Consider the following 24871-nt stretch of genomic DNA (forward strand, 5'->3'; position numbering starts at 1 on the left):
CGCCATCGCGAATGCCGGCCAGCGGCCGGCACTACCACACCCGCCTGAATCGACCTGCCATGGCTCCGCTCTGGTGGGTGTCGACCTTGGTCGACACGCTCCCGCGCCATCGCGGATGCCGGCCAGCGGCCGGCACTACCGCGTGCTGCCGGGCTATGCCCGGCGTCATCCTCTCCGCCTCAATACACCGGCAGATCGATGTAGCTCGCCTGCGCCGCGCTGTGCCAGACCCGCTGCGTGGCCTTCTGGTAATCGCCGGGCTTGGCCAGGTACATGTTCGGCACGTAGGTCTGCGGGTTGCGGTCGTACAGCGGGAACAGGCTGGACTGCACCTGCACCATCACCCGGTGGCCCTTCTGGAACGTGTGGTTGGCGTTGGGCAGGTCGAAGCGGTACGGCAGCACCTGGTTCGCCGCCAGCGGCTTCGGATCGCTGAAGCTTTCGCGGTAGCGGCCACGGAAGATCGCCAGCGACACCGGCAGCTCGTAACCACCCATCTCCGGCGTCGACGCTTCCTGGTCCGGATACACGTCGATCAGCTTCACCACCCAGTCACTGTCGGTGCCACTGGTCGAGGCCTGCAGGTGCACTACCGGCGCGCCGCCGATGCGCAGCGGCGCGGTCAGCGGTTCGGTGATGAAGGTCAGCACGTCCGGGCGACCATCGACAAAGCGCTGGTCCTTGACCAGCCAGGTGGTCCACATGTCGCGGTCACCGAAGCGGACCGGACGCGGCACGAACGGCACCGGCTTGGCCGGGTCGGACACGTACTCCTCGAAGTCACCCTCGCCCGCCGCCGGCGCCTGGAATGCCAGCTTGCCGCCGGCCCGCAGGTACAGCGGCTTGCTGCTGGCGGCACAGCCCTTGTCGCAGCTGCGCGGCCAGCCCTTCAGGCGATCCCAGTGGTTTTCGCCGGTGTTGTAGATCAGCACCGGCGGCGTGTCCGCCTTCGGCGCACCGTCCACCAGGTACTGGTCGAAGAACGGCTTGAGTACATCACGGCGGAACTGCAGCGCGGTATCGCCGTCGAACTTCAGCGCGCCCAGCTCACTGCCGCTGTAGTTCACCTGGCTGTGCCGCCACGGCCCCATCACAAGGTAATTGCGGTTGTTGCCGCTGTCGCGCCCTTCCATTGCCTGGTAGGCGTGGTTGGCGCCCCACATGTCCTCCTGGTCCCACAGGCCCTGCAGCCACATGGTCGGCACCTTCAACGGTGTTTTCGCCATCACCGCGTCCAGCGCCTGACCCTGCCAGAAGCCGTCATAGGCCGGGTGCTCGACCAGCTTCTTCCACCAGGTCAGCTGGTCCACGCCGGTGAAGCGCGCGTAGTCGCCAGCCGAACCGATCCGCAGGAAAGTGCTGTAGTCGTCATAGCCGAGGCTGGGCAGCGGCGTACCCTTGCCGCGCTTCTCGGTCTGCATCGCGAAATAGTTGAAGTTGACCTGGCGGAACGCACCGTAGTTGAGCCAGTCGTCGCCCATCCAGCCATCGACCATCGGGCTCTGCGGTGCGGCCACCTTCAGCGCCGGATGCGGGTCGGTCAGCGCCATCACCACGGTGAAGCCCTCGTACGACGAGCCGAGCATGCCGACCTTGCCATTGCTCTCCGGCACGTTCTTCACCAGCCAGTCGATGGTGTCCCAGGCGTCGGTGGAGTGGTCGACTTTGGTGTTGTTCAACGGCCCGCGCAACGGCCGGGTCATCACGTAATCGCCTTCGGAGCCGTACTTGCCACGGATGTCCTGGAACACGCGGATGTAACCGCCGTCGACGAACACCTCGTCGCCCTGCGGCAGCAGGTCGCGCATGCGCGGCGAATCACTGCGGCTGGCGCGGCCAGCGGCATCGTAGGGCGTGCGGGTCAGCAGGATCGGGGCATTGCGGGCGCCCTTGGGCACCACGATCACCGTATACAGCTTGGTGCCATCGCGCATCGGCACCATCACCACGCGCTTGTCGTAGTCACGACCGACATCGGGGGCAACGAAGGGCTTGCCGCTGATGTCCGGGGTCATCGGCGGGGTATCGGCGGCCAGCACGGTGCTGGACAGGCAAAGGGCAATGGCTACAGCGACGGCACGCACACGCATGGACAACCCCTCCCGGCAGGAAAGCCTCAAGCCTACTCCTGCCTTGAGCCGTGAGGTGTGGGCGGGCTTTGCATTCTGCGGCGGATGCAGGCAGGACTGATGGCACATGTGCCCGCAGTGCCGCCGCGCTCGCCAACGACCGGTAGTGCCGGCCGCTGGCCGGCAACTTCATGATCCTGGGGCGCGTTACGCGGTTGCCGGCCAGCGGCCGGCACTACCGGTCAGGCCATCGGCACTTCGTGCAACGCAAGCCAACGCCAACGCCCCTGCTCCTGGCGCAGCACCGCCAGCGACTCTCGCCATGTGGGCTGGCCGCCATCGAGCGAATGCCCTTCGCGATAGCGCAGCACCGCCAGCGGTGATGGCGCTTCCACCGCCTGCACGGCGTCGATGGAAATCTGCAGTCCTGGACGCGCGCCATGACCGCCCGCGAACAGTGCCTGCACGGCCTTCCGGTCCAGCCTGCGACCCGCGATGCCGACCATGCTGAAGTCTGCACAGAAATGCGCCACCAGATCCTCCAGCGCATCCGCAGCCACCTCGGCCCGGAACCAGGCCTGCAGTTTGTCGTGCAGGTGGTGGATTTCATGTTCTGCGGTGGTAGCCATCAAGTGTTCTCCGGTTGCGAAAGGGTGATCCTCTGCGGCCGACGCAACAGCGCCAGGGGCAGCAGGGTCAGTACCGCGGCCAGACCCAGCGCCATGCCGGTGGCGTGGGCCGGCAGCCATTGCATGGCCAATGCCAGCAGCAGCGCAATGGCGGCAGTACCAAGGCAGAAACTGAGCTGACGGTTGAGGTTCCAGAGGGCACTGGCATCGCCCAGCGCTTCACCCTCCACGCCGTGGAAAGCCAGCGTCTGCGCGGTACTGCTGCACAGGCTGCCGCCAGCGCCCATCAGCGCGAACAACAGCGCGGCCGATGCGAAGGCGGGCTGCGGCAGCAGCGCCATCAACAGCAGGCCGCTGGCCTGCAGGAGCATACCCGCACGCAGTACCGTGGCCGGGCCGAAGCGCGCCAGCAGGCGCTTGCTGGCCGTGATCGCAATGGCCGAGGCCAGCGCCCAGGGCAGCATCAACCCGCCGATGCGTGCCGCGCTGTAACCGGCCTGGTGCAGCTGCAGGGTACTGACCAGCTGGCTGCCGATGAACACACCGGGCACTCCCAGATAGACCAGCATCGCCAGGCGCAGGCCCCGATGGGACAGCAGCGACCAGCGCAGCAGGGGCTGCGTCTGCTGCCGTGCATGCCGCAGGTGGGCCGCCGCCAACAGCATTGCGATCAACAGCAGTACGGCACCGGCGGCCTGATGGCCGGGTTCACCCAGCCAGGTCAACGCCAGCAGCAGCGCGCCCAGCGCCAGCATCGCGGTGGACAGCGCATAGGCCTGCAGGCGCGGCGCACTGCGCGCGCCATCGGCCGGCATCCAGGCCAGCACCAGGCTGATCGCCACCACCGCCAACGGCAGGCTGGCCCAGAGCACGCCGCGCCAGGACAACCACTGCACCAGCAGCCCACCGAGCGCGGGCGCCAGTGCCGGCACCAGCAGCGCCACCAGCAGGATGCGGCGGGTCAGCGCGCCACGCTGGTCGGACGTGCATTGTCGGTACGCTGCCGCCTGTGCCACCGGAATCAGCAGGCCACCGGCCAGCCCCTGCAGCAGGCGCCAGCCCAGCAGCCAGCCGATACCCGGTGCTGCGCCGGCCAGCACAGCGGCAACCGCGAACAACAGCAACGCCACCAGCAGCAGGCGACGCTCACCACAGCGCGCGGCCAACCAGGGTGCCAGCGGAATCACCACGCTCAGGCCCAGCATGTAGGCGGTGCCCACCCAGGCCAGGGTGCTGATATCGGCGTGCAGTTCCGCTGCCAGTGCTGGATAGGCCACCGTGGCGATGAACATGTTGACCAGATCCAGGGCGAACACCAGCAGGAAGATCGCCTCATGGCGCAGGCGGGGGGACGGCATCGGCGGCGCTCCAGCAGGGAAGCGGCCAGCATGCCGTGCGGGCCTTGTTGGAAAAACACGACAGCAACTGCAACACTGTCAAATCCACTTTGACAATGAATTGCCATGGTCAGCCTTGATCGCTTCGATATCTTCCGCGCCGTGGTCGAGGCCGGCAGCCTGACCGCAGCAGCCGATCGGCTCGGCCTCAGCCGCGCGGTGGTCAGCTTCAACCTGAAGCGGCTGGAGCAGGAGCTGGGCGTGACCCTGCTGTTGCGCAGTACCCGCCACCTGGCCCTGACCGAGGCCGGCGAACAGTTCCTGCAGCACTGCGTGCAGGCGTTGGACGCCGCACAGGCAGCGATCGATGCCGCGCGCCGCGACCAGCATCAGCTGCAGGGCCTGCTGCGCCTGACCACCACGCCGGAGTACGCCCAGCTACGCTTGATTCCTGCGTTGGAGGCCTTCCGTGCGCGGCACCCGGCGCTGCAGCTGCACCTGTCGACCTCACCGGCACCGGCCGACCTGATTCCCGAGCGCTTCGACCTGGCGATCCGCCTCGGCCGCCTACCGGATTCAGGGCTGCATGCCAGCGAACTGGAACGGCACCCGCTATGCGCGGTGGCGGCTCCGTCCCTGCTGGCACGCCTGCCCTCTGCCGATGCGGCCGATGACCCGGCCCAGCTGGGCACCCTGCCCCGCCTCGGCTACCCGCGCCTGGCCGACGTGCCGGTGGTCGCGCCCGACGGCAGCGACGCCCTGTTTGCCACCAACCCGGGCAATGCAGTGGTGCGCGTGGATGGTGCCAGCAGCCTGCGCGCCTTCGCCGTGGCCGGCGCCGGGGTCACCGTGCTGCCACGTTGGCTGATCGAGGACGACCTGGCCCAGGACCGCCTGCGCCCGGTGCTGCGCCAGCACCGCTTCCCGCAGCAGAGCGTATACGCGGTCTACCCGCACAGCACGCAGCCCTCACCGAAGGTGCGGCAGCTGATCGATTTCCTGCGCGGGTGGTTTGGCAAATGAAAAAAGGGGACGGAGGGGATTAAGTCGTTTGTGCATAAACGACTTAATCCCCTCCGTCCCCTTTTTCAGACACGGCCCTGTGCAGGCCGTGTCTTCAGGCATCAGCGCAGCACCTGCTCCACCAGCTGCACGTCCACGCTCTGCAGCGGCTCGGCCGCATTGCGCGACAGCTGCACCTGGTAGGTGCCGCCGTCGATCTTCCACTGGCGCGCCTGTGCATCGTAGTGGGCCAGGGTCTTCGGCTCGGCTTCGATGCGGATGCGGCGCTGTTCGCCCGGCTGCAGGTTCACCTTGTCATAGCCGATCAGGCGGATCGGCGTGGTGCTGCCAGCCGGAAGCTTCAGGTACAGCTGGGCCACGTCGGCACCGGCACGCTTGCCGGTGTTGCGGATGTCGACGCTGGCGACCATGCGCGAGCCCTCCACGCTCACCTTCAGATTTTCATAGGTGAACGAGGTGTAGGACAGCCCGTGGCCGAAGGCGAAGGTCGGGGTCAGGCCCTTGGCCGCCATCCACTTGTAGCCGACGTTGGCGCCTTCGATATCGAAATCGAACACATCACCAAACGGCTTGGCCGGCTTGAAGCCGAGGCCGTCGATATGCGGGCGTGGCAGCTGCGATTCATCCACCACCCAGGTCACCGGCAGGCGGCCGGACGGATTGACCTGGCCGGTCAGCAGCGCGGCGATGCCTTCGCCACCACGGATGCCCGGGTACCAGGCCTGCAGCATCGCCGGCACCTGCGCCAGCCACGGCGTGCGCACCGGGCCATTGGTTTCCAGCACCAGCACGGTCTTCGGGTTGGCCTTGGCCACTGCCGAGATCAGGGCATCCTGGTTGTCCGGCAGCTGCATGTCCGGCAGATCCACCGATTCGGCGGCCCACTGGGTGGCGAACACGATGGCCACGTCAGCCTGCGCGGCGGCCTTGGCCGCAGCGGCGGCATTGGTCCCGTCCACATACTCGATGGTCGCGTCCGGGCGCGCGGCGCGCAGCGATTCCAGCGGCGAGGACGGGTGGAAGATCACCGGGCCCGGCCAGGTGGTCGGCATCACGCCCGGCACCGCATTGGTGCCCTTTGCGGTCACGCCCACCATCGACGAACCACCGCCGCCGATCACGCCCTTGTCGGCATGGCCGCCGATGATGACGATGCGCTTCACGCTGTCGGCCAGCGGCAGCAGGTTGCCCTCATTGCGCAGCAGCACGCTGCCCTCTTCCACCGTGCGCTGGGCAACGGCGAAACCGGCCTCGGCATCGACCTTCTGGTGCTGCGGCGGGTTGTCGAAGTTGCCATGCAGGAACATCGTGCGCAGGATGCGCGCCACCATGTCGTTCAGGCGCGCCTGCGGCACCACGCCACCGTGCACGGCCAAGCGCAGCGGTTCGTCGAAGAACACCGCCGCGTCGAACACTTCACCGGCCGACTGCTGATCGAGGCCGGCCAGCGCCGCCTTCGAGCCACTGTGCACGCCACCCCAGTCGGACATCACGAAACCGGGGAACTTCCATTCCTGCTTCAGCACCTGGTTCATCAGGTAGCCGTTCTCGCAGCCGTAGGTGCCGTTGATCTTGTTGTACGAGCACATCGCCACGCCCGGGCGACCGGCTTCCAGCGCGATCTCGAAGGCCAGCAGGTCCGACTCGTGCATGGCCTGTTCGCCGATACGCACGTCGTGGAAGTTGCGGCGGGTCTCCATGTCGTTCAGCGCGAAGTGCTTCATCGAGGAGATCACGTGCTGGCTCTGCACGCCCTGGATCAGCGCGCCAACCATCGAGCCGGCCAGCAGCGGATCTTCACCGGCATATTCGAAGTTGCGGCCGTTGCGCGGGTCGCGCTGCAGGTTGACGCTGCCCGACAGCAGGATATTGAAGCGCTGCTGCCATGCCTCGCGGCCCATCGTGGCGCCACCGGCGAAGGCGACTTCACGGTTCCAGCTCGATGCGGTGGACGGGCCCGACGGCATCGCCGTGGCGAAATCGCCCGGGCGGATGCCACCCGGATTGGTCACGCCAACGCCGGCATCGGCCGACTGCTGCGACGGAATGCCCAGCCGCGCCACGCCCGGCACGAAACCAGCCGAACCGACTGCGCCTTCCGGCAGCGGGCCACCGTCCTTGCCCAGCCCGAAGTAGCTGTGCAGCATCTGGAACTTCTCATCCTCGGTCATCGCCTTCAGCAGCAGCGCAGCGCGCGCGTCGGCGTTGAGGGTGGTGTCCATCCACGGCCTGTCGCCATGCGTGTCGGCGGCGTAGGCCAGGGTCAGCAGGGTGGCGCGCAGGGTACTGCCTTCCACCTTGAACGGCGCACTGCTGGCGGCCTGGAAGCCATCGCTGAAATAGCTGGCATCGGCTTCCAGCGCGACACGCGCCGGATCGAAGCCTGCGGCCTTGGCCGATTCACCGGCCACCGCGCCGAGCAGCACCGCCGGTGCACCCAGCCGCGAACGGGTGACCAGCGCCGGCAGCTGCGCCGCACCTGCACCGGCATCGGTATAGACCGCCACGGTGTGGCGGCCGTCGTCCAGGCGCAGGTAGTTCAGGCCCGGCTGGTCGGGGCCGGATTCAGCGGCGATCGGCAACCGGGTCAGCACGGCCTGGCCGCGCTGGGTCTGGCCATCATCCTTGCCGGCAGCAATGAAGCGGTACGCGTAGCCCAGGCCATCGGCCAGCACCTGCAGCGGATCGACCTGGCCGATGCCGCGCTGCACCTGGCGCACGCTCACCGCGTCCACCTGCAGGGTCTTCAACTGGGCGGCCAGGGCCGGCATCGCCTCGGCGGTCGGGGCCTGTTCCAGGGTCAGCACAGTGAACGCGGCAGGGTCGGCCCAGGCCGGGGCGGCCAGTGCGGCAGACAGGGCCAGGGACAGTGCAAGCGGCTTTGTAAACGTTTTCATCGGCAGGCGTAATTCCGTTGCCAAGGCAATCGGTCCAGGGAAAGTGCCGCCGAAGGGTGCAGCGTTCATGCCGCGCAGGGGTTGCCAGGCAACGTCCCGCAGGCCGATGGACGGGCCGGTCTGCGCGCGGGACCCTCCTCCCGGCGTGACAACCTGCCTGCCCGGGCCGCGCAGGGCGACCCAATCCTGTGAAGATTGTGCGAGGGCGTTCACACCTGTCAACAGGACCTAAGTCACAGGGGCAACCCGGCCAGCGGTTATCAGGCCATCACCGGCGGTCATCAGCGCGCCGCGCGAGGCTGCCGATAATGAGGGTCCCTGGCCACGAACCGAGCCCATGACCGTCCATCGCGACTTCGACCATCTCTGGCGCGACCGCTGTGACACCTCCAGCCAGCGCGCGCCGCGCGTGTTGATCCGGGTGTTCGTGGCCCCGGGTGAGCTGGAGCGCAGCGTGGCGTTCTACGAGCAGCTGCAGGGTGTGGTGGCCGATGCGGGGTTCCCGTTTCCGGAAGCCGGGCTGCGTCTGGCGATGGTCGGTGCGTTCCTGTTGATCGAGGGCAGCGAGACGGCGCTGGCGCCGTTCACTTCGACCACGGGAACGCTGCTGGTCGACGATGTTCGGCCCTATCACGACAAGCTGGTCGCGGCTGGCGCCGAGATCATCTTCCCGTTGCAGGTGGTACCCACCGGGGCGGCGTTCAACGCGGTGCATCCCGATGGCACGGTGGTCGAGTACGTGCATCACCGGCCGGATCCGCAGGGGCGCTGAGGGGGCGAACGGCCAGGCTGCGCCCAGCACCCGAGGTAGTGCCGGCCGCTGGCCGGCAACCTCAGAAGCAACAGCCGAAGCAAAAGCGGGCTTCCTGTGGGATGGCGGGGTGGGTCCGGCTGCGGGGGCGCTGCAAGTACGTCCATGTAAGCTCGGTCGCGCCATCCATGGCGCTCACGCCCCCGCAACCGGACCCACCCCGCCTTCGACAGTCTTTCGCGACCTGCAGTAGATCCACGCCATGCGTGGATGCTCTTCGTTTCATTGTCGAAATATTTGATTTCGATGGAGATTCATCCACGCATGGCGTGGATCTACAATCCCTCCATGTCCTCCCCCGCCCTACCCTGGAATGGCACGTTGCAGCTGAATGCTCACGTGGCCGTGCTGCAGGGCCATGCCGGTGGCAGCGCCTCGCATGCGCACTACGCCCATCAACTGCTGTTGAGCGACGGTACGCCCTGGCAGATCGAAGTCGATGGCGTACGGCAGCAGGGCCAACGGCTGTGGCTGCCGTCCTTCCAGACGCACGCAATCCTGTCGGCACCGGAAGCGGGCTGTACGGTGTTCCTTGAGCCGGCGCATGCCGACCTCGAACAGATCCAGCAGCACCTGCACGCGCTGCCGGGCACTGCGATGGAACTGCACGACTGGCTGCCACGGTTGAGCCGCCCACAGCCGCTGGACCGCCGCGTGCAGGCGGCGTTGGCCCGTATTGCCCAGCACCTGCCCGGCCCGGTGCCGGCCGGCGATATCGCCGAGGCGGCGCACCTCTCGACCAGCCAACTGCACCGGCGTTTCCAGTCCGAGCTGGCAGTGACCCTGCGCGGCTGGGTGCTGTGGCAACGGTTGCGCCGCGCGCTGATGCATCATCTGAGCGGACACAACCTGACCGACAGTGCGCATGCCGCTGGATTCGCCGATCTGGCCCATCTCTCGCGCAGCCTGCGCCGCATGTTCGGCATCGGTGCCGCGCAGCTGCAGGGCCTGCAGCTGCACGCGGCCTGACATGTTCAATCATTCGCGCCTGCGCAGGCCTTCCGGCAACTCCGGCACCTCGCCATGCGGCAGTTCGCGGAACGGCGCCAGCAGCTGCCCGGGATAATCGCGCGGATAGTCCGGCTGGCTGCCGATGCCAAGGTCGCGTTGCTGCAGCCGATAACCCGGCGCATCGAAGGCGGTCCCCAGCAGATGGTCCCAGGCGGTCAGGAACAGGCCGAAGTTGACGTCGCCCGCGGTGCCGTAACGCACGTGGTGGAAGCGGTGCAGCGGCGCCCAGGCCATCACCCGGCCGAGCACGCCGGGACGCATGTCCACGTTGGAGTGCTGCAGCAGCAGCTGGATGGCAATGGCGAAAGCCAGCACCGCAGCCACCGGCATCGGCAGGCCCAACAGCAGCAGCGGCAGCACGCCGCCCACCGCTTCGGCCGCCTGATGCAGCGGGTGTTTCATCAGCCCGTTGAAGCCGTACATGCGGGTGACGCTGTGATGCACCGCATGCAGCCGCCACAACCAGCCGATGCGATGGCTGGCGTAGTGCACCAGGGTGATGCCGAGATCAGCGCAGACGATGGCCAGCAGCACCTGCAGCGCGAATGGCCACTGCACCGGCCACAACTGCCACGGAATGATTGCCGCCAGCAGCGGCACCGCCGCGATCGACAGCAGGTTCAGGCTTTCGTTGACCAGTGCATGCAGGCTGTCACGCAGGCTGTCGCCGTGGTCGTGGTTGAACGCGGGGTCGTACGGCCAGGCACGCTCGGCGGCGAACGAGACCGCGATGGCGGCCGCCAGCAAGGCCAGCAGCCACAACGGATCACCGTGGCAATGGCCGACCCAGACGACGGCAGTGGCAACGAAGCCCAGCAGGAACAGCGGGGCATACAGGCGGAGCATCCAGTGCTTCATGGGCAACCCGGAAAGTGAGGGGCCTGCATGTTGGCGCCGCGTATGGGGTGCTGGCTTGAACAAACGGCGCAACCCGCCCACTCCGGGTAGACGCCGACCTTGGTCGGCGCCGCGTTTCCCACATCCACGCATGGCGCGGCTCTACAATGACGCCCTCATCGCGCCCGGGGCCGGCATGGATTCCTTCAACCTGATGCGTGCCTTCCGCCGCATCGTCGAACGCGGCGGGCTGGCCCGCGCTGCCGAAGACCTGGGCATGTCGCCCGCCGGCCTGAGCAAGCAGCTGCGCACGCTGGAAGCGCATCTGGGCGTGGTACTGCTGCAGCGGACCACGCGGCGCATGAGCCTGACCGAAACCGGCCACGCTTATTACCGTGAATGCTGCCGCCTGCTCGACGAGCTGGACGCATTGGAACGTGGCATCGCCGAACAGCGCGGCGACGTAGCCGGGCGCCTGCGCGTCAATGCGCCGCAGTCGTTCGCACTGAGCACGCTGTCGCCGCTGCTGCCGCGCTTCCTGCAGCAGCATCCACAGCTGTCGCTGGACCTGGTGATGGAAGATCGCCTGCTCGACGCGGTCGGTGAGGGTTTCGATGTGTCGCTGCGGCTGCGTGCCGAGCTGGATGATTCACGCCTGGTGGCGCGCCGGCTGGCGTCGCTGCAGCAGGTGCTGTGCGCGGCCCCGTCCTACCTGCGGCAGCATCCGGCACCGCAGGCGGTGGACGATCTGCAGGCGCACAGCGTGCTGGCCTACAGCCTGTCCGACTCACCGGGCAGCTGGCCGCTGCTCGGCCCCGATGGCCAGGTGACGATCACCCTGCCAGCGCGCGTCACCGTCAACAACAGCCTGCTGCTGCGCGACCTGCTGGTGGCCGGCATGGGCATCGGCGCCCTGCCCTCGTTCCTGGCCGCACCCGCACTGGCCCGTGGCGAACTGCAGCAGGTGCTGCCCGACCACCACTATCCGCCGCGCTTCGTGCATGCGGTCTACCCGACCTCGCGCCACCTGCAGCCCAAGGTGCGTGCCTTCATCGATTTCCTGCACGCCGAGCTGCCCGGCTGCGCCGGCCTGGATTCGTAACCGCCAGCGAAAACTGAGCTGCCCGCGGCGTGCTGTTTCGGCTACGCCGCGCTGCCTAATCTGCCGCCTCCCCTCTCACCGATGGCAGGCAGATGTCTTCCGTTCCTTCCCCCGCCACCGCCGCGCCGGTGGTCGATTTCTTCCACGACGTGGTCTGCGGCTGGTGCTTCGTGCTGGCCCCGCGCCTGCAGCAGGTCTCGGCCGAACTCGGCATCCAGGTGCGCCACCGCAGCTTCGTGCTGCAGGACTCACGCGCGCAGATGGTCGAGGTGTTCGGCTCGATGGAGCGCGCCAAGGCGATCATCCTGCGCCACTGGACCGACTGCGCCGCGCATGAAGACACCGCGCGCATCGATATCGAAGGCATGCGCGCACAGGACTTCGAGTATCCGTCCGGCTGGCTCGGCGCACTGGCCTGCCAGGCCGCCGGCATGCTCGGTGGCAACGACGCCCATGGCGCGATGTTCGATGCCGTGCAGTGGGCGCACCTGCACCAGCACCGCAACATCGGCGATGCCGAAGTCCTGCTGGATATCGCCGAATCGCTGGGCCATCCACGTGGCGCCTTCGCTGACCACATGCGCAGCGACGCAGTACGCCAGCGCGTGCAGGCCGATCGTGCCGAAGCCGCTGCCCTCGGCATCCGTTCCATACCCACCGTGATCGGCGGCAACGGCCTGCGCCTGCAGACCCTGCCGCTGCCACACCTGCGCCAGGCCCTGGCGCCTTTGGTCGCGGCCTGAGCCGCACCCTCCCCCACCCTGCAAGGAGATTCCCCATGACCCCACATACCCTGGCCACCGCGCTGGCCCTGCTGCTGGCCGGCACCGCCGCGTCCACCACCGTGTCCGCACACGAACGCGTTCCCTCCGGCCAGCAGGTCGGCACCAGCCCCTGGGGGCCGAAGGACGAGATCGGCCGCCTCAACCTGATCACCGAAGCCTCGCGTGCGGCGATCCTGTCACGGGTCAGCGGCGGCAAAGCCTATGACCTGGCCACCGAATACTACGTCGGCATGCCCAGCTGGCAGGATGCCGGCGACCCGCACTACCAGTTCTGGATGACCCACACCCCGCGCGGCACGGTGATGGACGACCCGATGGGCGTGGGCGAGACCATGAACCTCACCCGCAGCTACACCGGCACCGCATTCTCGATGTACAGCCACACCGGCACCCACATCGATGCGCTGAACCACTTCGGCATCCACGGGAAGATCTGGAACGGCTTCGAGGCCGACAAGCACCTCGGCGACCGTGGCTGGAATGTCACCGGCATCGAGAAGTTCCCGCCGCTGATCGCGCGTGGCGTGCTGATCGACGTGGCCGCCGCCAAGGGCGTGGACATGCTGCCTGACAGCTACCGCGTCACCCGCCAGGACCTGAAGGATGCGCTGGCACGCCAGAAGGTGAAACTGCAGCAGGGCGACGTGGTGCTGATCCGCACCGGCCGCATGCACCTGTTCGAGCAGCCCAGGGCCTACATGGCCAACCCGCCGGGCATGGGCCTGGACGCGGCGCGCTTCCTGGTCGAGGACAGCGGCGCGATGATCGTCGGTGCCGACAACCTCAGCTTCGAGACCTTCCCCTCGGAGGTGTCCGACGACTACGTGCCGCTGCACACCTACCTGCTGGCCCAGCAGGGCGCGCCGATCATCGAGCTGGTGGCGCTGGACGAACTGGCCCGCGACAAGGTCTACGAGTTCGCCTTCATCGGCGGCCCGCTGAAGATCCGCGGCGGCGATGCCGCGCCGCTGCGCCCGGTGGCGCTGCCGGTGCGCCCGTAACCAGGGCCTGTGGGTGCCGACCTTGGTCGGCACTCCTTTCCCCCCTTCAGCAACCTGAAACCGGACCCTCCGATTTTATTAGTAATTCTACTCACAAGGCGAGTAGCATGTCTGGTCTCAGCCCCTGATACCGGCCCGTCGATACTCGCGCCATGCCCGCTGTTTCCGCCCGTTCCTGCCGTTTCCAGCCCGCCCGGCGCCTTCCCTGGAGGGCCGGCTGATGGGTGCCGTCGTCGCCCTCGACCGGCTGCTGGACGGGCGCCAGCTGTGGCGCGGCCCGGCCCGCCAGGGGCCGGCCAGCGACCACCTGGCCAGCGGGCACCCGGCATTGGACGCACGCCTGCCCGGCGGTGGCTGGCCCACCAGCGGGCTGTGCGAGGTACTGCAGGCGGCGCCCGGGGTGGGTGAGCTGGCGCTGGTCTGGCCGGCGCTGGCCAAGCTGAGCCTGCGTGACCGCCCGATCGTGCTGGTCGCCCCGCCCTATCGCCCGCATGCCCCGGCCTGGGCGGCAGCCGGGCTGGACCTGGCCCAGCTGCAGATCATCCACGCAGCGCCGAAACAGGCGCTCTGGGCCACCGAGCAGTGCCTGCGCTCTGCCGCCTGCGCGGCGGTGCTGTGCTGGCCACACCAGGCCGACGATCGCGCCCTGCGCCGGCTGCAGGTCGCCGCCGACAGCGGCCAGTGCCTGGGCTTCGTGTTCCGCGAGGCGCAGGCGGCGCGCAATCCCTCTCCGGCCAGCCTGCGCCTGCAGCTCGACCACGGCCAGGTGCGGGTGCTGAAGTGCCGAGGCGGCCTGCCGCCGGCGCAGCCGTTGCCGCTGGCCATCGCCCACTGAGGCCGCGCCATGCACTGGGCCTGCCTGTTGTTGCCGCAGCTGGCGTTGGACAGCGTGCTGCGCCTGCAGCCGGATCCGCAGCGCCCACTGGTGCTGCTGCAGGGGCCGGCACAGCGTCGCGTACTGCGTGCGGTCAGCCCGTCGGCACGCGCAGCGGGGCTGCGCCCGGGCATGCTGCTGTCGGCTGCGCAGGTGCTGGTGCAGGACATGCACCTGCACGATTACGATCCCAACGCCGAACAGCACACCCGGCAGCTGCTGGCCAGCTGGGCCTACGCCTACAGCTCCCAGGTCAGCCTCGATTTCCCGCATGCACTGGTGCTGGAGATCGGCGCCAGCCGCGCCCTGTTCGGTGACTGGCTGACGATCCAGCAGCGGCTGCGCAACGAACTGCACGAACTCGGCTTCCGTCACCGTCTGGTGGCCGCACCTACCCCACATGCCGCGCGCGTGCTAGCCAATGTCCACGATGGCCTCGGCATCGATGCACAGCAACTGCCGGCGGCGCTGGCGCAGTTGCCCCTGCCGCGCTGCGGCCTGCCCAACGAGGCGGTGACGGTGCTCGGCCGCTCCGGCCTGCGCACGCTGGGCGCAGTGCTCGAGCTGCCGCGCGACAGCCTGGCCCGGCGCTTTGCCCCCGAGGTCCTGCAGCAGCTGGATGCACTGCGTGGGCTACCCACCGCGCCACTGCGCTACTACCAGCCACCGGACCGTTTCGATGCACGCATCGAATTCGAGTACGAGATCGAATCCAGCCAGGCCCTGTTGTTCCCGCTGCGTCGCCTGCTGCTGGACCTGGCCGCGTTCCTGTGTTCGCGCGATGGCGGCGTGCAGCGCTTCGACCTGCATTTCGAGCACGACCTGCTGCCGGCCAGCGTGCTGACCATCGGCCTGCTGGCACCGGAACGCGATCCCGCGTTGCTGTTCGAGATCGCGCGCAACCGCATGGAAGCGTTCGCCCTGCCGGCCGGCAGCCGCGCACTGCGCCTGCAGGCCGAACAGCTGCCACCGTTCGTGCCCGCCGCGCGCGACCTGTTCGATACCCGCCCGGCACAGGCGATGCCCTGGAACCAGCTGCGCGAGCGCCTGCGCGCGCGGTTGGGCGATGACGCCGTGCAGCCGCTGGCGGTGCAGGCCGACCATCGCCCCGAACGCGCCAGTGGCAGCCAGCCTGCGGCCAAGCCTCCGTCGTACTGGCCGCTGCGCCCTGGCTGGTTGCTGGACACTCCGCAACCGCTGCGTGATCCGCGGCTGCGCATCGTCACCGGGCCGGAGCGGATCGAATCGGGCTGGTGGGACCAGGCCGACGCGCGCCGCGACTACTACGTGGTGGAAACCGCACACGGCCAGCGCGGCTGGGCTTTCCGTGAGCGCAACGATCCGCATGCGCCGTGGATGCTGCACGGCTGGTTCGGCTGAGCCGCCATGCACAGCGAACTGCCCGGCTACGCCGAACTGCACTGCCTGTCGGCCTTCAGTTTCCAGCGTGGTGCTTCGATCGCCGAAGAGCTGTTCGCGCGCGCCGCCGGCCAGGGCTACCGCGCGTTGGCGATCACCGACGAATGCTCGCTGGCCGGCATCGTGCGTGCCTGGCAGGCGGCGAAGGCGCATGGCGTGGCGCTGATCGTCGGCGCCGAATTCCAGGTCGAGGACGGACCCAAGCTGGCCCTGCTGTGCACCGACCAGGCCGCCTATGCCGGGCTGTGCCAGTTGATAACTACCTGCCGGCGGCGCGCGGCCAAGGGCGAGTACCGTTGCCTGCGCGAGGACCTGCTCGGCCTGCCCGACGGCCTGCTGTGCCTGTGGCTGGACCGGCAACCGGCCGCCACCGACCTGGAACTGCTGCGCGCCGGCTTCAATGATCGGCTGTGGCTGGCGGTGGAACTGCACCACGAGCACGACGACGCACGCCGCCTGCAGCAGCTGCAGGCCTTCGGCGAACGTCACCGCCTGACGCTGGTCGCCAGTGGCGATGTGCACATGCACGTGCGACGCCGCCGCGCCCTGCAGGACACGCTGACCGCGATCCGCCATCGTTGCAGCGTGGCCGAGGCCGGCTGGCGCCTGTTCCCCAACGGCGAGCGCCACCTGCGCCCGCGTACCGCGCTGGCCCAGCTGTATCCGCCCGAACTGCTGGCCGAGACCCTGCGCATCGCCGAGCGCTGCCACTTCACCCTGGAACAGCTGCAGTACACCTATCCACGCGAGCTGGTGCCGGAGGGGCATGACCCGGACAGCTGGCTGCGCGAGCTGGTCGAAGAAAAGATTCCCTGGCGTTGGCCAGAAGGCATCAAGGACGCACAGCGCAAGCAGATCGAACATGAGCTGGCGTTGATCCGGGAGAAAAACTACGCCTCCTACTTCCTTACCGTGCATGACATCGTGCGCTTCGCCCGCAGCCAGGACATCCTCTGCCAAGGGCGTGGCTCGGCGGCCAATTCGACGGTGTGCTTTGTGCTGGGCGTAACCGAGATCGACCCGGCACGCAGCAACCTGCTGTTCGAGCGCTTCATCTCCGCCGAGCGCAATGAGCCGCCGGACATCGACATCGACTTCGAGCACGAGCGCCGCGAGGAAGTGCTGCAGTACGTGTTCAAGCGCTATGGCCGCGAGCGCGCCGCACTGACCGCAGTAGCAATCAGCTACCGTGGCCGCAGCGCGATCCGCGACGTCGCCCGTGCGCTCGGCCTGCCGATGGACCAGGTCAACGAACTCGGCGCGGCGATGGACCACTGGGGTGGCAGCATCCCGCTGCCGGAAACCCTGCGCGAGCGCGGCTTCGACCCGGACACGCCGCTGATGCGGCGGCTGCTGTCACTGACCAATGAACTGATCGACTTCCCGCGCCACCTGTCTCAGCATCCGGGTGGTTTCGTCATCTCCGAGCATCCGCTGTCGACCCTGGTGCCGGTGGAAAACGCGGCGATGGCCGACCGCACCGTCATCCAGTGGGACAAGGACGATCTGGATGCCACCGGCCTGATGAAGGTCGACTGCCTGGCGCTGGGCATGCTTACCGCCATCCGCAAATGCCTGGCGATGTTGAAGCAGCACGGCCTGCATGAAGGACGCATGGATGCGATCCCGCCCAAGGATGCAAAGACCTTCGACATGATCTGCGCCGCCGATACCATCGGCGTGTTCCAGATCGAATCGCGCGCACAGATGGCGATGCTGCCGCGCATGCAGCCACGCACGTTCTATGACCTGGTGATCGAGGTGGCGATCGTGCGCCCTGGCCCGATCCAGGGCGACATGGTGCATCCCTATCTGGAGCGGCGCCGGATCCTGCGCGAACAGGGACCGGACGCGTTGAACGACCCGGACAACCCGCTCTACCCACCGCAGCTGGAACGCGTGTTCGCACGCACGCTGGGCGTGCCGCTGTTCCAGGAACAGGTGATGCAGCTGGCAGTGGAAGCGGCCGGCTACACGCCGGGCCAGGCCGATGCCCTGCGCCGCTCGATGGCGGCATGGAAGCGCCGTGGCGGCCTGGAACCGCATCGCGAGAAGCTGCTGGCCGGCATGCTCAAGAACGGCTTCAGCCGCGAATACGGCGAGCACCTGTTCGAGCAGATCAAGGGCTTCGGTGATTACGGTTTCCCGGAAAGCCACGCCGCCAGCTTCGCCCTGCTGACCTATAACAGCTGCTGGCTGAAATGCCATCACCCCGCCGCGTTCACCGCCAGCCTGATCAACAGCCAGCCGCTGGGCTTCTACAGCCCCGACCAGCTGCTGCAGGACGCGCGCCGGCACGGCATCCGCGTGCTGCCGGTGGACGTGCGCCACAGCGACTGGGACTGCACCCTGGATTTCAGCAAGGGGCCGGCGGCGATCCGGCTCGGCCTGCGCCTGGTCGATGGCTGCAATGAACCCGCCGTGCAGGCCATCATGCGCGAACGTGCGCGGCGCCCGTTCGACGATGTCGGCGACCTGTGCCAGCGCACCGCCCTGGACCGCCGCCAGCAGGGCCTGCTGGCCGATGCCGGTGCGTTGCGTGGGCTCAGTGGCCATCGCCATCGTGCACGCTGGGATATCTCCGGCGTGGAAAACCGGCTGCCGCTGTTCGACCAGGCCCGCGCCACCGCCGAAGCCCGCGTGCCGTTGCCCCTGCCCAGCGCCTGGGAGGACATGCAGGCCGATTACCGCAGCACCGGCACCACCCTCGGCCGCCATCCGATCTCATTCCTGCGCGCGCAGCTGCGCAGCCGTGGCTGCCTGGATGCCGCGCAACTGGCGGGCCATGGCCATGGCCGTCGCGTGCGCATCGCCGGTCTGGTACGCATGCGCCAGCGTCCACAGACCGCCAGCGGTGTCACCTTCCTCACGCTCGAGGATGAGACCGGCATGGTCAACGCCGTGGTCTGGCGGCACCTGGCCGATCGCCAGCACCGGGTGCTGGTCGATACCCAGCTGATGCAGATCGATGGTCGCCTGGAACGCGTCGATGGCGTCCAGCACGTCATCGTGCAACGCATGCACTGCCTGGATGAACTGCTGCAGGGACTGCGCAGCCACAGCCGCGATTTCCACTGACGCCGGGAATCACCGCGTAATGGCCACTGGGTGATGTCGAGCAGGTAGAGGTAGAGTCGACTGTCAGTCGACTTGCGCGCGCCAGCGCGGGAATCTCCGTGATCTGATCGAACAGCAGTCGACTGACAGTCGACTCTACCCATCGCCTTTTGCATCCGCTATCGTCGGCACATCCAAGGAAGGACCACCCGATGCCCCGTGCGCTGCTGCTGACCACCCTGGTGGTCTCCACCCTCGCCCTGCTTGTTTCCGGCTGGACCGCCTGGAACCTGCATCGCAGCCAATCGCCACAGCGCATCATCGAAGCACGCGGCCTGGTCATCCACGATGCAAGCGGCCAGCCGCGGGTGATCCTCGGCGCACCGGTCCCCGACCCGCTCAGCCAGGGCCGCACCCAGGGGCCGCGCGCCACCGCCCTGTCTGGCCTGATCCTGCTTGGCCCCGACGGTTCCGAGCGTGGTGGTTATGGCACCAGCGACCGCGGCGGCGAAGCCCTGCTCACCCTCGACGATGCCACCGGCACTACCGAAGTATTCAAGGTCGTCGCCAATCCGGACCGCGGCGCCAGCCTGATGGTCAAGCACCAGAACAACACCGGCGCCATGCTCACCTCCTGGCAGGGCAAGCCGGAGCTGATGTTCGTCGATGACAGCGGCCAGTCCTACTACGTGCGCCCTGGCGCCAACGCCGCGCCCTGATCGGCTTCTGTAGCGTCGAGCCATGCTCGACGCTACACCCCGCACACGGCCGCCAGGTCATCGGCCAGCTGCCGCAGCTGCGTCGTCCCCAGCGCCGCACAGGTGATGCGCAGGCCATGTCCCGGCGCCGCCACCGCGAACACTTCGCCCGCCCGCACATGCCATCCGCGCGAAGCCAGTGCCAGCACCTGAGGATGGCTGTCAGCCGACAACGGCAGCCACAAGTTCAATCCCTCCATTGGCAGCGGCGTCGGCATGCCACGCGCGCGCAGCAACTCCTGCAGCGACTGCAGGCGCTGCCGGTAACGCTCACCTGCCGAGGCGATCTTCGCCCGCTGCGTTGCCGACGCCAGCACCGACGTCGCCGCATCCTGCAGCAGATGACTGACCCAGCCGGTGCCGGACGCCAATCGCAGCCGCAACCGCATCGCGGTTTCTTCATCGCAGGCCAACCAGGCCAGGCGCAGGTCGGGGCCGAGCGGTTTGGACAACGAACGCAACAGCGCCCAGCGCCGGCCATCCAGCGGCAGTACCGAGTGGTAGGCCTGCTGCGAAAGCAGCGCGTAATGATCGTCGACCAGCACCGCCACCTGCGGGTAGGCCGCCAGCAGCTGGCGCAACGCCCGTGCCCGCTTCGCATCCAGGCTGGCCCCGGTCGGGTTGTGCGCACGCGGGGTCAGCAGCACCGCGCGTGCACCGGCCTCCAGCGCCTGCCGAAGTGATTCGACCTGCATGCCATGCGCGTCCACCGCCACCGGCAACGGCGCGTGGCCCACGGCATTGAGCACATTGAGGCTGCCGAGGAAGCACGGATCCTCCACCGCGATGCGATCCCCCGGCAGCAGCCAGGCCGCCAGCAGGCGTTCAATGCCATCGACCGCGCCATGGGTCAGCTCCAGCGCATAACCCGCCGGGCAGTCCGCATCCAGCGAGGCGCGCGCCAGCGCCTGCAACCTCGGGTCGACCGTGCCCACGCCATACAGCCGCGGTGCGGCCGGGGCCAGGCGCAGGTTCGGCAGCAGGCGCGGATCCGGATTGCCACCGGCCAGGTCCTGCAGCGCCAGCCCGGGCGTACTGCCCTCGCGCGCCAGCGGCGGCGGCAGGCCACGCACCACCGTGCCGCGGCGGCCCGCCGTGCTGGCCAGGCCCGCCGCATCCAGGCGCTTGTAGGCAGCGGCCACGGTGTTGCGGTTCACGCCCAGCTGCTCGGCCAGTTCACGCACCGGCGGCAGCACGCTGCCGGCCGGCAGGCGGCCCTCGCCGATGCCCTCACGGATGCTGTCGAAGATCGACTCGGCACTGTGCCCGGTGATTTTCATTTTGTCCTATGCCAAAATATCTCTTGTCCTGTGCCAGTGTATCCCACCCTGACCGCCCTGCATTGGAGGTGCCCGCATGCCCCTTGCCGCCGCCGACTGGCCCGTCGCCCAGTCCGTTGAACAGATCGCCGCCAACCTGATCACGGTGCGCCAACGCATCGCCGATGCCTGCGCCCGCGTCGGCCGGGACCCGGCCAGCGTGCGCCTGCTGCCGGTCAGCAAGACCGTCGATGAAGCCCGCATCCGCATGGCGGTGGCCGCAGGCTGCCACGAACTTGGCGAGAACAAGGTGCAGGAGGCACAACGCAAGGCCGAAGCGATGGCCGACCTGGGCGTGCACTGGTCGGTGATCGGCCATCTGCAGACCAACAAGGCGCGCTACGTGGCGCGCTTTGCCAGCGAGTTCCAGGCGCTGGACAGCCTGCGCGTAGCCAAGGCCCTGCAGCAGCGCCTGCAACTGGAAGAGCGCACCCTGGATGTGTTCGTGCAGGTCAACACCTCGGCCGAACCCAGCAAGTACGGACTGGAACCCGACGCGGTCGAGGCCTTCGTGCAACAGCTGCCAGCCTTCGATCGCCTGCGCGTGCGCGGCCTGATGACCCTGGCCATCTTCACCCCCGACGTCGAACGCGTGCGCGCCTGCTTCGTGCGCCTGCGCGAACTGCGCGACCAGCTGCAACGCACCGCCCCGCCCGACCTGGACCTGTCGCAGCTCTCGATGGGCATGTCCGGTGATTTCGAAGTGGCCATCGAGGAAGGTGCCACCGTGGTCCGCGTCGGCCAGGCCATTTTCGGCGCCCGCGCCACCCCGGACAGCTTCTACTGGCCGAACAGCGGAGCCCCGGCATGAAGCACGCGGTTGTCCTGCAGCACGTTGGCTTTGAAGACCTCGGCACCCTGCAGCCACTGCTGTTGGCGCAAGGCTGGCAGCTGCAGCCGCTGCAGGCCGGCGTCGATGCGCTCGATGACGCCGAAACCGCCGACCTGCTGGTCGTGCTGGGCGGTCCCATCAGTGCCAATGACACAGGGACCTACCCCTTCGTCAACGACAGCATTGCCCTGCTGCAGCGCCGGCTGCAGCGGCAGCGGCCGACCCTGGGCATCTGCCTGGGTGCACAGCTGATGGCGCGCGCACTCGGTGCCAGTGTCGCTCCCAGTGGTGGCAAGGAAATCGGCTTTGCGCCACTGCTGCTGACCGATGAAGGCCAGCGTTCTCCGCTGCAGTCCCTGCAGGGCATTCCGGTACTGCATTGGCATGGTGAGGCGTTCGAACTTCCGGCCGGTGCACGCCGCCTGGCCAGCACGCCGGCCTGCCGTCACCAGGCCTTCGCCATCGGCAGCCACGCACTGGCCCTGCAATGCCATCCGGAACTGGACGCCCGCCAGTTCGAGCGCTGGCTGATCGGCCACACGCTGGAGCTGGCCCAGGCCGGCATCGATCCCAACGACCTGCGTGCGCAGGCGCGTCGCTATGGCGCACCGCTGGCTGCGGCCGCCACCGCGATGTTCGACCATTGGCTGCAGGACCTGCCGGAGACACCGCAATGAACTACCGATTGCAGATCCACCGCGATGGCGCCCACTGGGGCCACTTCGACTGCAGCGGCCCCGATGCCCTGCAACGCATGGACGCCATTGCCGCACAGCTGCCTGCCGATCAGGGCTTCCAGCTGAAACGGCAGAAAGGTGTCGGCGAAGAGCGCATCCTGTCCAGCAATGCCGATGGCCTGCGGGTACTGGCTTCGCAGATCCAGTACCGCGACATCTGACCCGATGGTGGTGCCGGCTGCTGGCCGGCACCCGGATCTGCCGGCCAGCGGCCGGCACTACCGCGGCTGTTCGCCCGCGTGCGAAGCTTCACGCATGTTGACCCTGCAACGCGGCAACCACCACGGACTGCTCATCGCCCCGCGCTGGCCCTCCACCCGCATCCAACTGGAAGAAGAGGTACTGCAACGCCTGCTCGACGCGCAGGCGATGCTGCCTGCCGGGTTGCGCCTGCTGCTCACCCGTGGCTTCGAACCCGGCCACAGCCGTCTCGGTGGCTTCCGCCGCGCGGTACGACGGCTCGGCATCGCAGCATTCCGCACCTGCTACCCGCAACGCCGCGATGAGATCGATGCCATTTTCGGTGCCAACGGCCACGACATCGATGGCCGTCATGTCGATGTCTCACTGGTACTGCACGGCAAGCGGCTGCGGCTGCTGCCCCTGGGCGTGTTCACCCCACTGCGCTGGCAGGATCGTCGCGTTGCCCGTCATTCCGAAGCCGTCGTGCAGGTGAAGCGCAGCCTGCAGCAGTGCGGCTTCGAGCTGCATCACAACGCCACCGAAGCCCTGCAGATCCACTGCGACTATCGTCCGCGCTGACGCCGCGGTGACCCATGCGTGCCGTGCCTCGCGCCATGGATGCAAATGATTCTCTTTTGCTGTAAGGTGCAGCCGCTGCCCTTGCCGCCGCGGGCTGTTCCCTTTCCCAGTTGTCGCCCGCCCCGTGTCCACGCCTGTCGAACCGACGGATGTCGCGCAGCTGTGCGCGGCCCATTACCGGCCGCTGCACGCCCATGTCCGCCGCAAACTCCCGCAACGCAGCGACGCCGATGACGTCGTCCAGGAAACCTGGCTGCGTGTCGTCAAAGTCGCCGCCAGCGGCCTGCTGAGCAACGGCCGCGCCTATCTGTACCGCGTCGCCCACAACCTGATCGCGGATCACTACCGGCAGCGCCAGCGCCGTCGCGAAGAGGTACTGGATGACACGCAGTTGCAGGCCATCGCCGATCCTGCACCACTGCCCGAGCAGCGACTGCTCGACGCCGAACAGCTGCGCCACCTCGACGCGATCATCGCCGCGCTGCCACCGCGCTCGCGCCAGGTGTTCCTGCTGGCGCGGGTTGAACAATTGGCGCTGGCTGAGATCGGGCGCCAGCTCGGCATCAGCCGGCAGACCGCGCACGGCCATCTGCTGCGCGCCCTCGTCGCCCTCCAGCAGGTGCCCGGCGCATGAGCCAGGACGCGATCGCGCGTGAAGCCGCACGCTGGTGGCTGGACGGGCACGACGGTGACCGCGACGAGAACGCGTTCGACCAGTGGTACCAGGCCGACCCTCGCCATGCCGCGCAGTACCAGTATCTGCAGCACCTGTGGCAGGCAGGCGCGACGCTGCCCAGCCTGCAGCGGCAACAGCAGCGCAGGCAACGCCGTCGCCTGCGCGAAGCCGGCATTGCGGTTCTGTTGCTGTGTGCGCTGGGTCTCTACAGCCGCCATGCCTCGCCGCCGCTGGCGCAGGTACTGCGTACGGCCGCTGGCGAGATCCGCGAGGAGACCCTTCCGGATGGTTCGCATGTCCTGCTGTCACCCGGCAGCGAAGTGAAGGTGCGCATCGATGGGCAGCGCCGCCAGCTCCAGTTGCAGCGTGGCCAGGCCTGGTTCCAGGTCGCCGCCGATGCCGACCGGCCCTTCCAGGTGCACACCCCGCAGGGCACCGTCACTGCACTGGGGACCGCATTCGATCTTGCCGTGCAGGGCAACAGCAGCGTGGTCACCGTTACCGAGCATCGCGTGCGCGTGGACAGCGGCAACGCCAGCATGCTGGCCAACGACGGCGAGCAGCTGCGCTTCGATGGGCAGTCAACAGCCGATGCAACAACCACCGCCCCCGGAACACTGGCCTGGCGCGAGCGGCGCCTGCACTGGGTCTCGGCCCCGCTGGCCGACGTCACGCAGGGCCTGGACCGCTGGCACGGCGGGCACACGTGGGTCATCGGCGAGCAGCTGCGCCAGCAGCCGGTCACCCTGCTTGGCAGTACCGACGGCGCAGCCAGCAACCGCGACCAGTTGGCCACTCAGTTGCAGGTGCGCGTGCTGCGCCTCGGCGACGGCATACAGGTGTGGCTGCCGCCACGCAGGGAACGGCGTGATGGACCCTGACATCCGGCCTGCGGCTGCGTCTACCCGGGATGACGACGCTCTGCGTCAGCCCCT

Annotated in this window: 22 protein-coding genes; 16 read left to right on the plus strand and 6 right to left on the minus strand. The window is 68.2% G+C overall.

The window, feature by feature from the left end; translation table 11 throughout:
* Positions 1–179 precede the first annotated feature (179 nt).
* The 3 genes from AC5P9P_RS18980 to AC5P9P_RS18990 all read right to left on the minus strand — a co-directional run bounded on the left by AC5P9P_RS18980 (position 180) and on the right by AC5P9P_RS18990 (position 4056).
* Positions 180–2090, minus strand: coding sequence for a CocE/NonD family hydrolase (locus AC5P9P_RS18980; RefSeq protein ID WP_049433092.1), 1911 nt, complete (start codon positions 2088–2090; stop codon positions 180–182).
* 221 nt (positions 2091–2311) lie between these two features.
* Positions 2312–2698, minus strand: a complete 387-nt coding sequence (locus AC5P9P_RS18985; protein WP_033833907.1) for a DUF4440 domain-containing protein — start codon at positions 2696–2698, stop codon at positions 2312–2314.
* On the minus strand, positions 2698–4056 hold the full coding sequence (locus tag AC5P9P_RS18990; RefSeq protein WP_495233025.1) for an MFS transporter: 1359 nt from the start codon (positions 4054–4056) through the stop codon (positions 2698–2700). The genes AC5P9P_RS18985 and AC5P9P_RS18990 overlap by 1 nt, the downstream gene beginning before the upstream one ends.
* 105 nt (positions 4057–4161) lie before the next feature.
* On the opposite strand from AC5P9P_RS18990, the gene AC5P9P_RS18995 reads away from it, so the two are divergent.
* A complete protein-coding gene (locus AC5P9P_RS18995; RefSeq protein WP_033833909.1) occupies positions 4162–5058 on the plus strand; it encodes a LysR family transcriptional regulator in 897 nt (298 codons plus the stop codon).
* Positions 5059–5159: 101 nt separating this feature from the next.
* Here AC5P9P_RS18995 and AC5P9P_RS19000 read toward each other — a convergent pair whose 3' ends face one another.
* Positions 5160–7955 carry a beta-glucosidase family protein gene (locus AC5P9P_RS19000; protein WP_080354672.1) on the minus strand — a complete coding sequence of 932 codons (2796 nt, stop codon included), beginning with the start codon at positions 7953–7955 and terminating at the stop codon, positions 5160–5162.
* A gap of 337 nt (positions 7956–8292) precedes the next feature.
* Here AC5P9P_RS19000 and AC5P9P_RS19005 point away from each other — a divergent pair, with 337 nt between their 5' ends.
* Positions 8293–8727 carry a VOC family protein gene (locus AC5P9P_RS19005; protein ID WP_033833914.1) on the plus strand — a complete coding sequence of 145 codons (435 nt, stop codon included), beginning with the start codon at positions 8293–8295 and terminating at the stop codon, positions 8725–8727.
* A 303-nt stretch (positions 8728–9030) separates the two neighbouring features.
* Positions 9031–9735 (plus strand): helix-turn-helix domain-containing protein, encoded by a 705-nt coding sequence (locus tag AC5P9P_RS19010; RefSeq protein ID WP_495233026.1) that lies wholly within the window; start codon positions 9031–9033, stop codon positions 9733–9735.
* A gap of 9 nt (positions 9736–9744) precedes the next feature.
* Here the strand turns inward: AC5P9P_RS19010 and AC5P9P_RS19015 are convergent, their stop codons facing one another.
* The gene (locus tag AC5P9P_RS19015) at positions 9745–10623 is read right to left on the minus strand and encodes a sterol desaturase family protein (RefSeq protein ID WP_495233027.1); all 879 of its coding nucleotides are present in this window, start codon (positions 10621–10623) and stop codon (positions 9745–9747) included.
* A gap of 142 nt (positions 10624–10765) precedes the next feature.
* Here AC5P9P_RS19015 and AC5P9P_RS19020 point away from each other — a divergent pair, with 142 nt between their 5' ends.
* The 7 genes from AC5P9P_RS19020 (at position 10766) to AC5P9P_RS19050 (ending at position 19571) form a co-directional block, all read left to right on the plus strand.
* Positions 10766–11716, plus strand: a complete 951-nt coding sequence (locus AC5P9P_RS19020; protein ID WP_197572852.1) for a LysR family transcriptional regulator — start codon at positions 10766–10768, stop codon at positions 11714–11716.
* Between the two features lie 92 nt (positions 11717–11808).
* Positions 11809–12459, plus strand: coding sequence for a DsbA family oxidoreductase (locus AC5P9P_RS19025; RefSeq protein ID WP_012480588.1), 651 nt, complete (start codon positions 11809–11811; stop codon positions 12457–12459).
* A gap of 35 nt (positions 12460–12494) precedes the next feature.
* On the plus strand, positions 12495–13502 hold the full coding sequence (locus AC5P9P_RS19030) for a cyclase family protein (protein ID WP_322535304.1): 1008 nt from the start codon (positions 12495–12497) through the stop codon (positions 13500–13502).
* A gap of 220 nt (positions 13503–13722) precedes the next feature.
* Positions 13723–14337 (plus strand): translesion DNA synthesis-associated protein ImuA, encoded by a 615-nt coding sequence (gene imuA, locus AC5P9P_RS19035; RefSeq protein ID WP_005413787.1) that lies wholly within the window; start codon positions 13723–13725, stop codon positions 14335–14337.
* Between the two features lie 9 nt (positions 14338–14346).
* Positions 14347–15756 carry a Y-family DNA polymerase gene (locus AC5P9P_RS19040; RefSeq protein WP_005413788.1) on the plus strand — a complete coding sequence of 470 codons (1410 nt, stop codon included), beginning with the start codon at positions 14347–14349 and terminating at the stop codon, positions 15754–15756.
* A 6-nt stretch (positions 15757–15762) separates the two neighbouring features.
* A complete protein-coding gene (locus AC5P9P_RS19045; RefSeq protein ID WP_495233028.1) occupies positions 15763–18873 on the plus strand; it encodes an error-prone DNA polymerase in 3111 nt (1036 codons plus the stop codon).
* A 191-nt stretch (positions 18874–19064) separates the two neighbouring features.
* On the plus strand, positions 19065–19571 hold the full coding sequence (locus tag AC5P9P_RS19050; protein ID WP_005410054.1) for a hypothetical protein: 507 nt from the start codon (positions 19065–19067) through the stop codon (positions 19569–19571).
* 32 nt (positions 19572–19603) lie between these two features.
* Here the strand turns inward: AC5P9P_RS19050 and ptsJ are convergent, their stop codons facing one another.
* A complete protein-coding gene (gene ptsJ / locus AC5P9P_RS19055) occupies positions 19604–20890 on the minus strand; it encodes a MocR-like B6 salvage transcription factor PtsJ (protein ID WP_033833921.1) in 1287 nt (428 codons plus the stop codon).
* 76 nt (positions 20891–20966) lie between these two features.
* Between ptsJ and AC5P9P_RS19060 the strand changes: the two genes are divergently transcribed.
* From AC5P9P_RS19060 to AC5P9P_RS19085, 6 genes are all read left to right on the plus strand, one after another.
* Complete coding sequence (locus tag AC5P9P_RS19060) at positions 20967–21740, plus strand: YggS family pyridoxal phosphate-dependent enzyme (RefSeq protein WP_033833922.1); 774 nt, start codon at positions 20967–20969, stop codon at positions 21738–21740.
* On the plus strand, positions 21737–22438 hold the full coding sequence (locus tag AC5P9P_RS19065; protein ID WP_033833923.1) for a glutamine amidotransferase: 702 nt from the start codon (positions 21737–21739) through the stop codon (positions 22436–22438). Before AC5P9P_RS19060 ends, AC5P9P_RS19065 begins: the two co-directional genes overlap by 4 nt.
* Entirely contained in the window at positions 22435–22659 is a 225-nt protein-coding gene (locus AC5P9P_RS19070) for a hypothetical protein (protein ID WP_005410058.1), read from the plus strand. The genes AC5P9P_RS19065 and AC5P9P_RS19070 overlap by 4 nt, the downstream gene beginning before the upstream one ends.
* 94 nt (positions 22660–22753) lie before the next feature.
* The gene (locus AC5P9P_RS19075) at positions 22754–23260 is read left to right on the plus strand and encodes a hypothetical protein (RefSeq protein ID WP_033833941.1); all 507 of its coding nucleotides are present in this window, start codon (positions 22754–22756) and stop codon (positions 23258–23260) included.
* Positions 23261–23384: 124 nt separating this feature from the next.
* Positions 23385–23894 carry an RNA polymerase sigma factor gene (locus AC5P9P_RS19080; protein WP_033833924.1) on the plus strand — a complete coding sequence of 170 codons (510 nt, stop codon included), beginning with the start codon at positions 23385–23387 and terminating at the stop codon, positions 23892–23894.
* The gene (locus AC5P9P_RS19085) at positions 23891–24817 is read left to right on the plus strand and encodes a FecR family protein (protein ID WP_495233029.1); all 927 of its coding nucleotides are present in this window, start codon (positions 23891–23893) and stop codon (positions 24815–24817) included. Before AC5P9P_RS19080 ends, AC5P9P_RS19085 begins: the two co-directional genes overlap by 4 nt.
* Positions 24818–24871 lie beyond the last annotated feature (54 nt).

This window comes from Stenotrophomonas sp. YJH_SMC_14-1 (assembly GCF_059372275.1).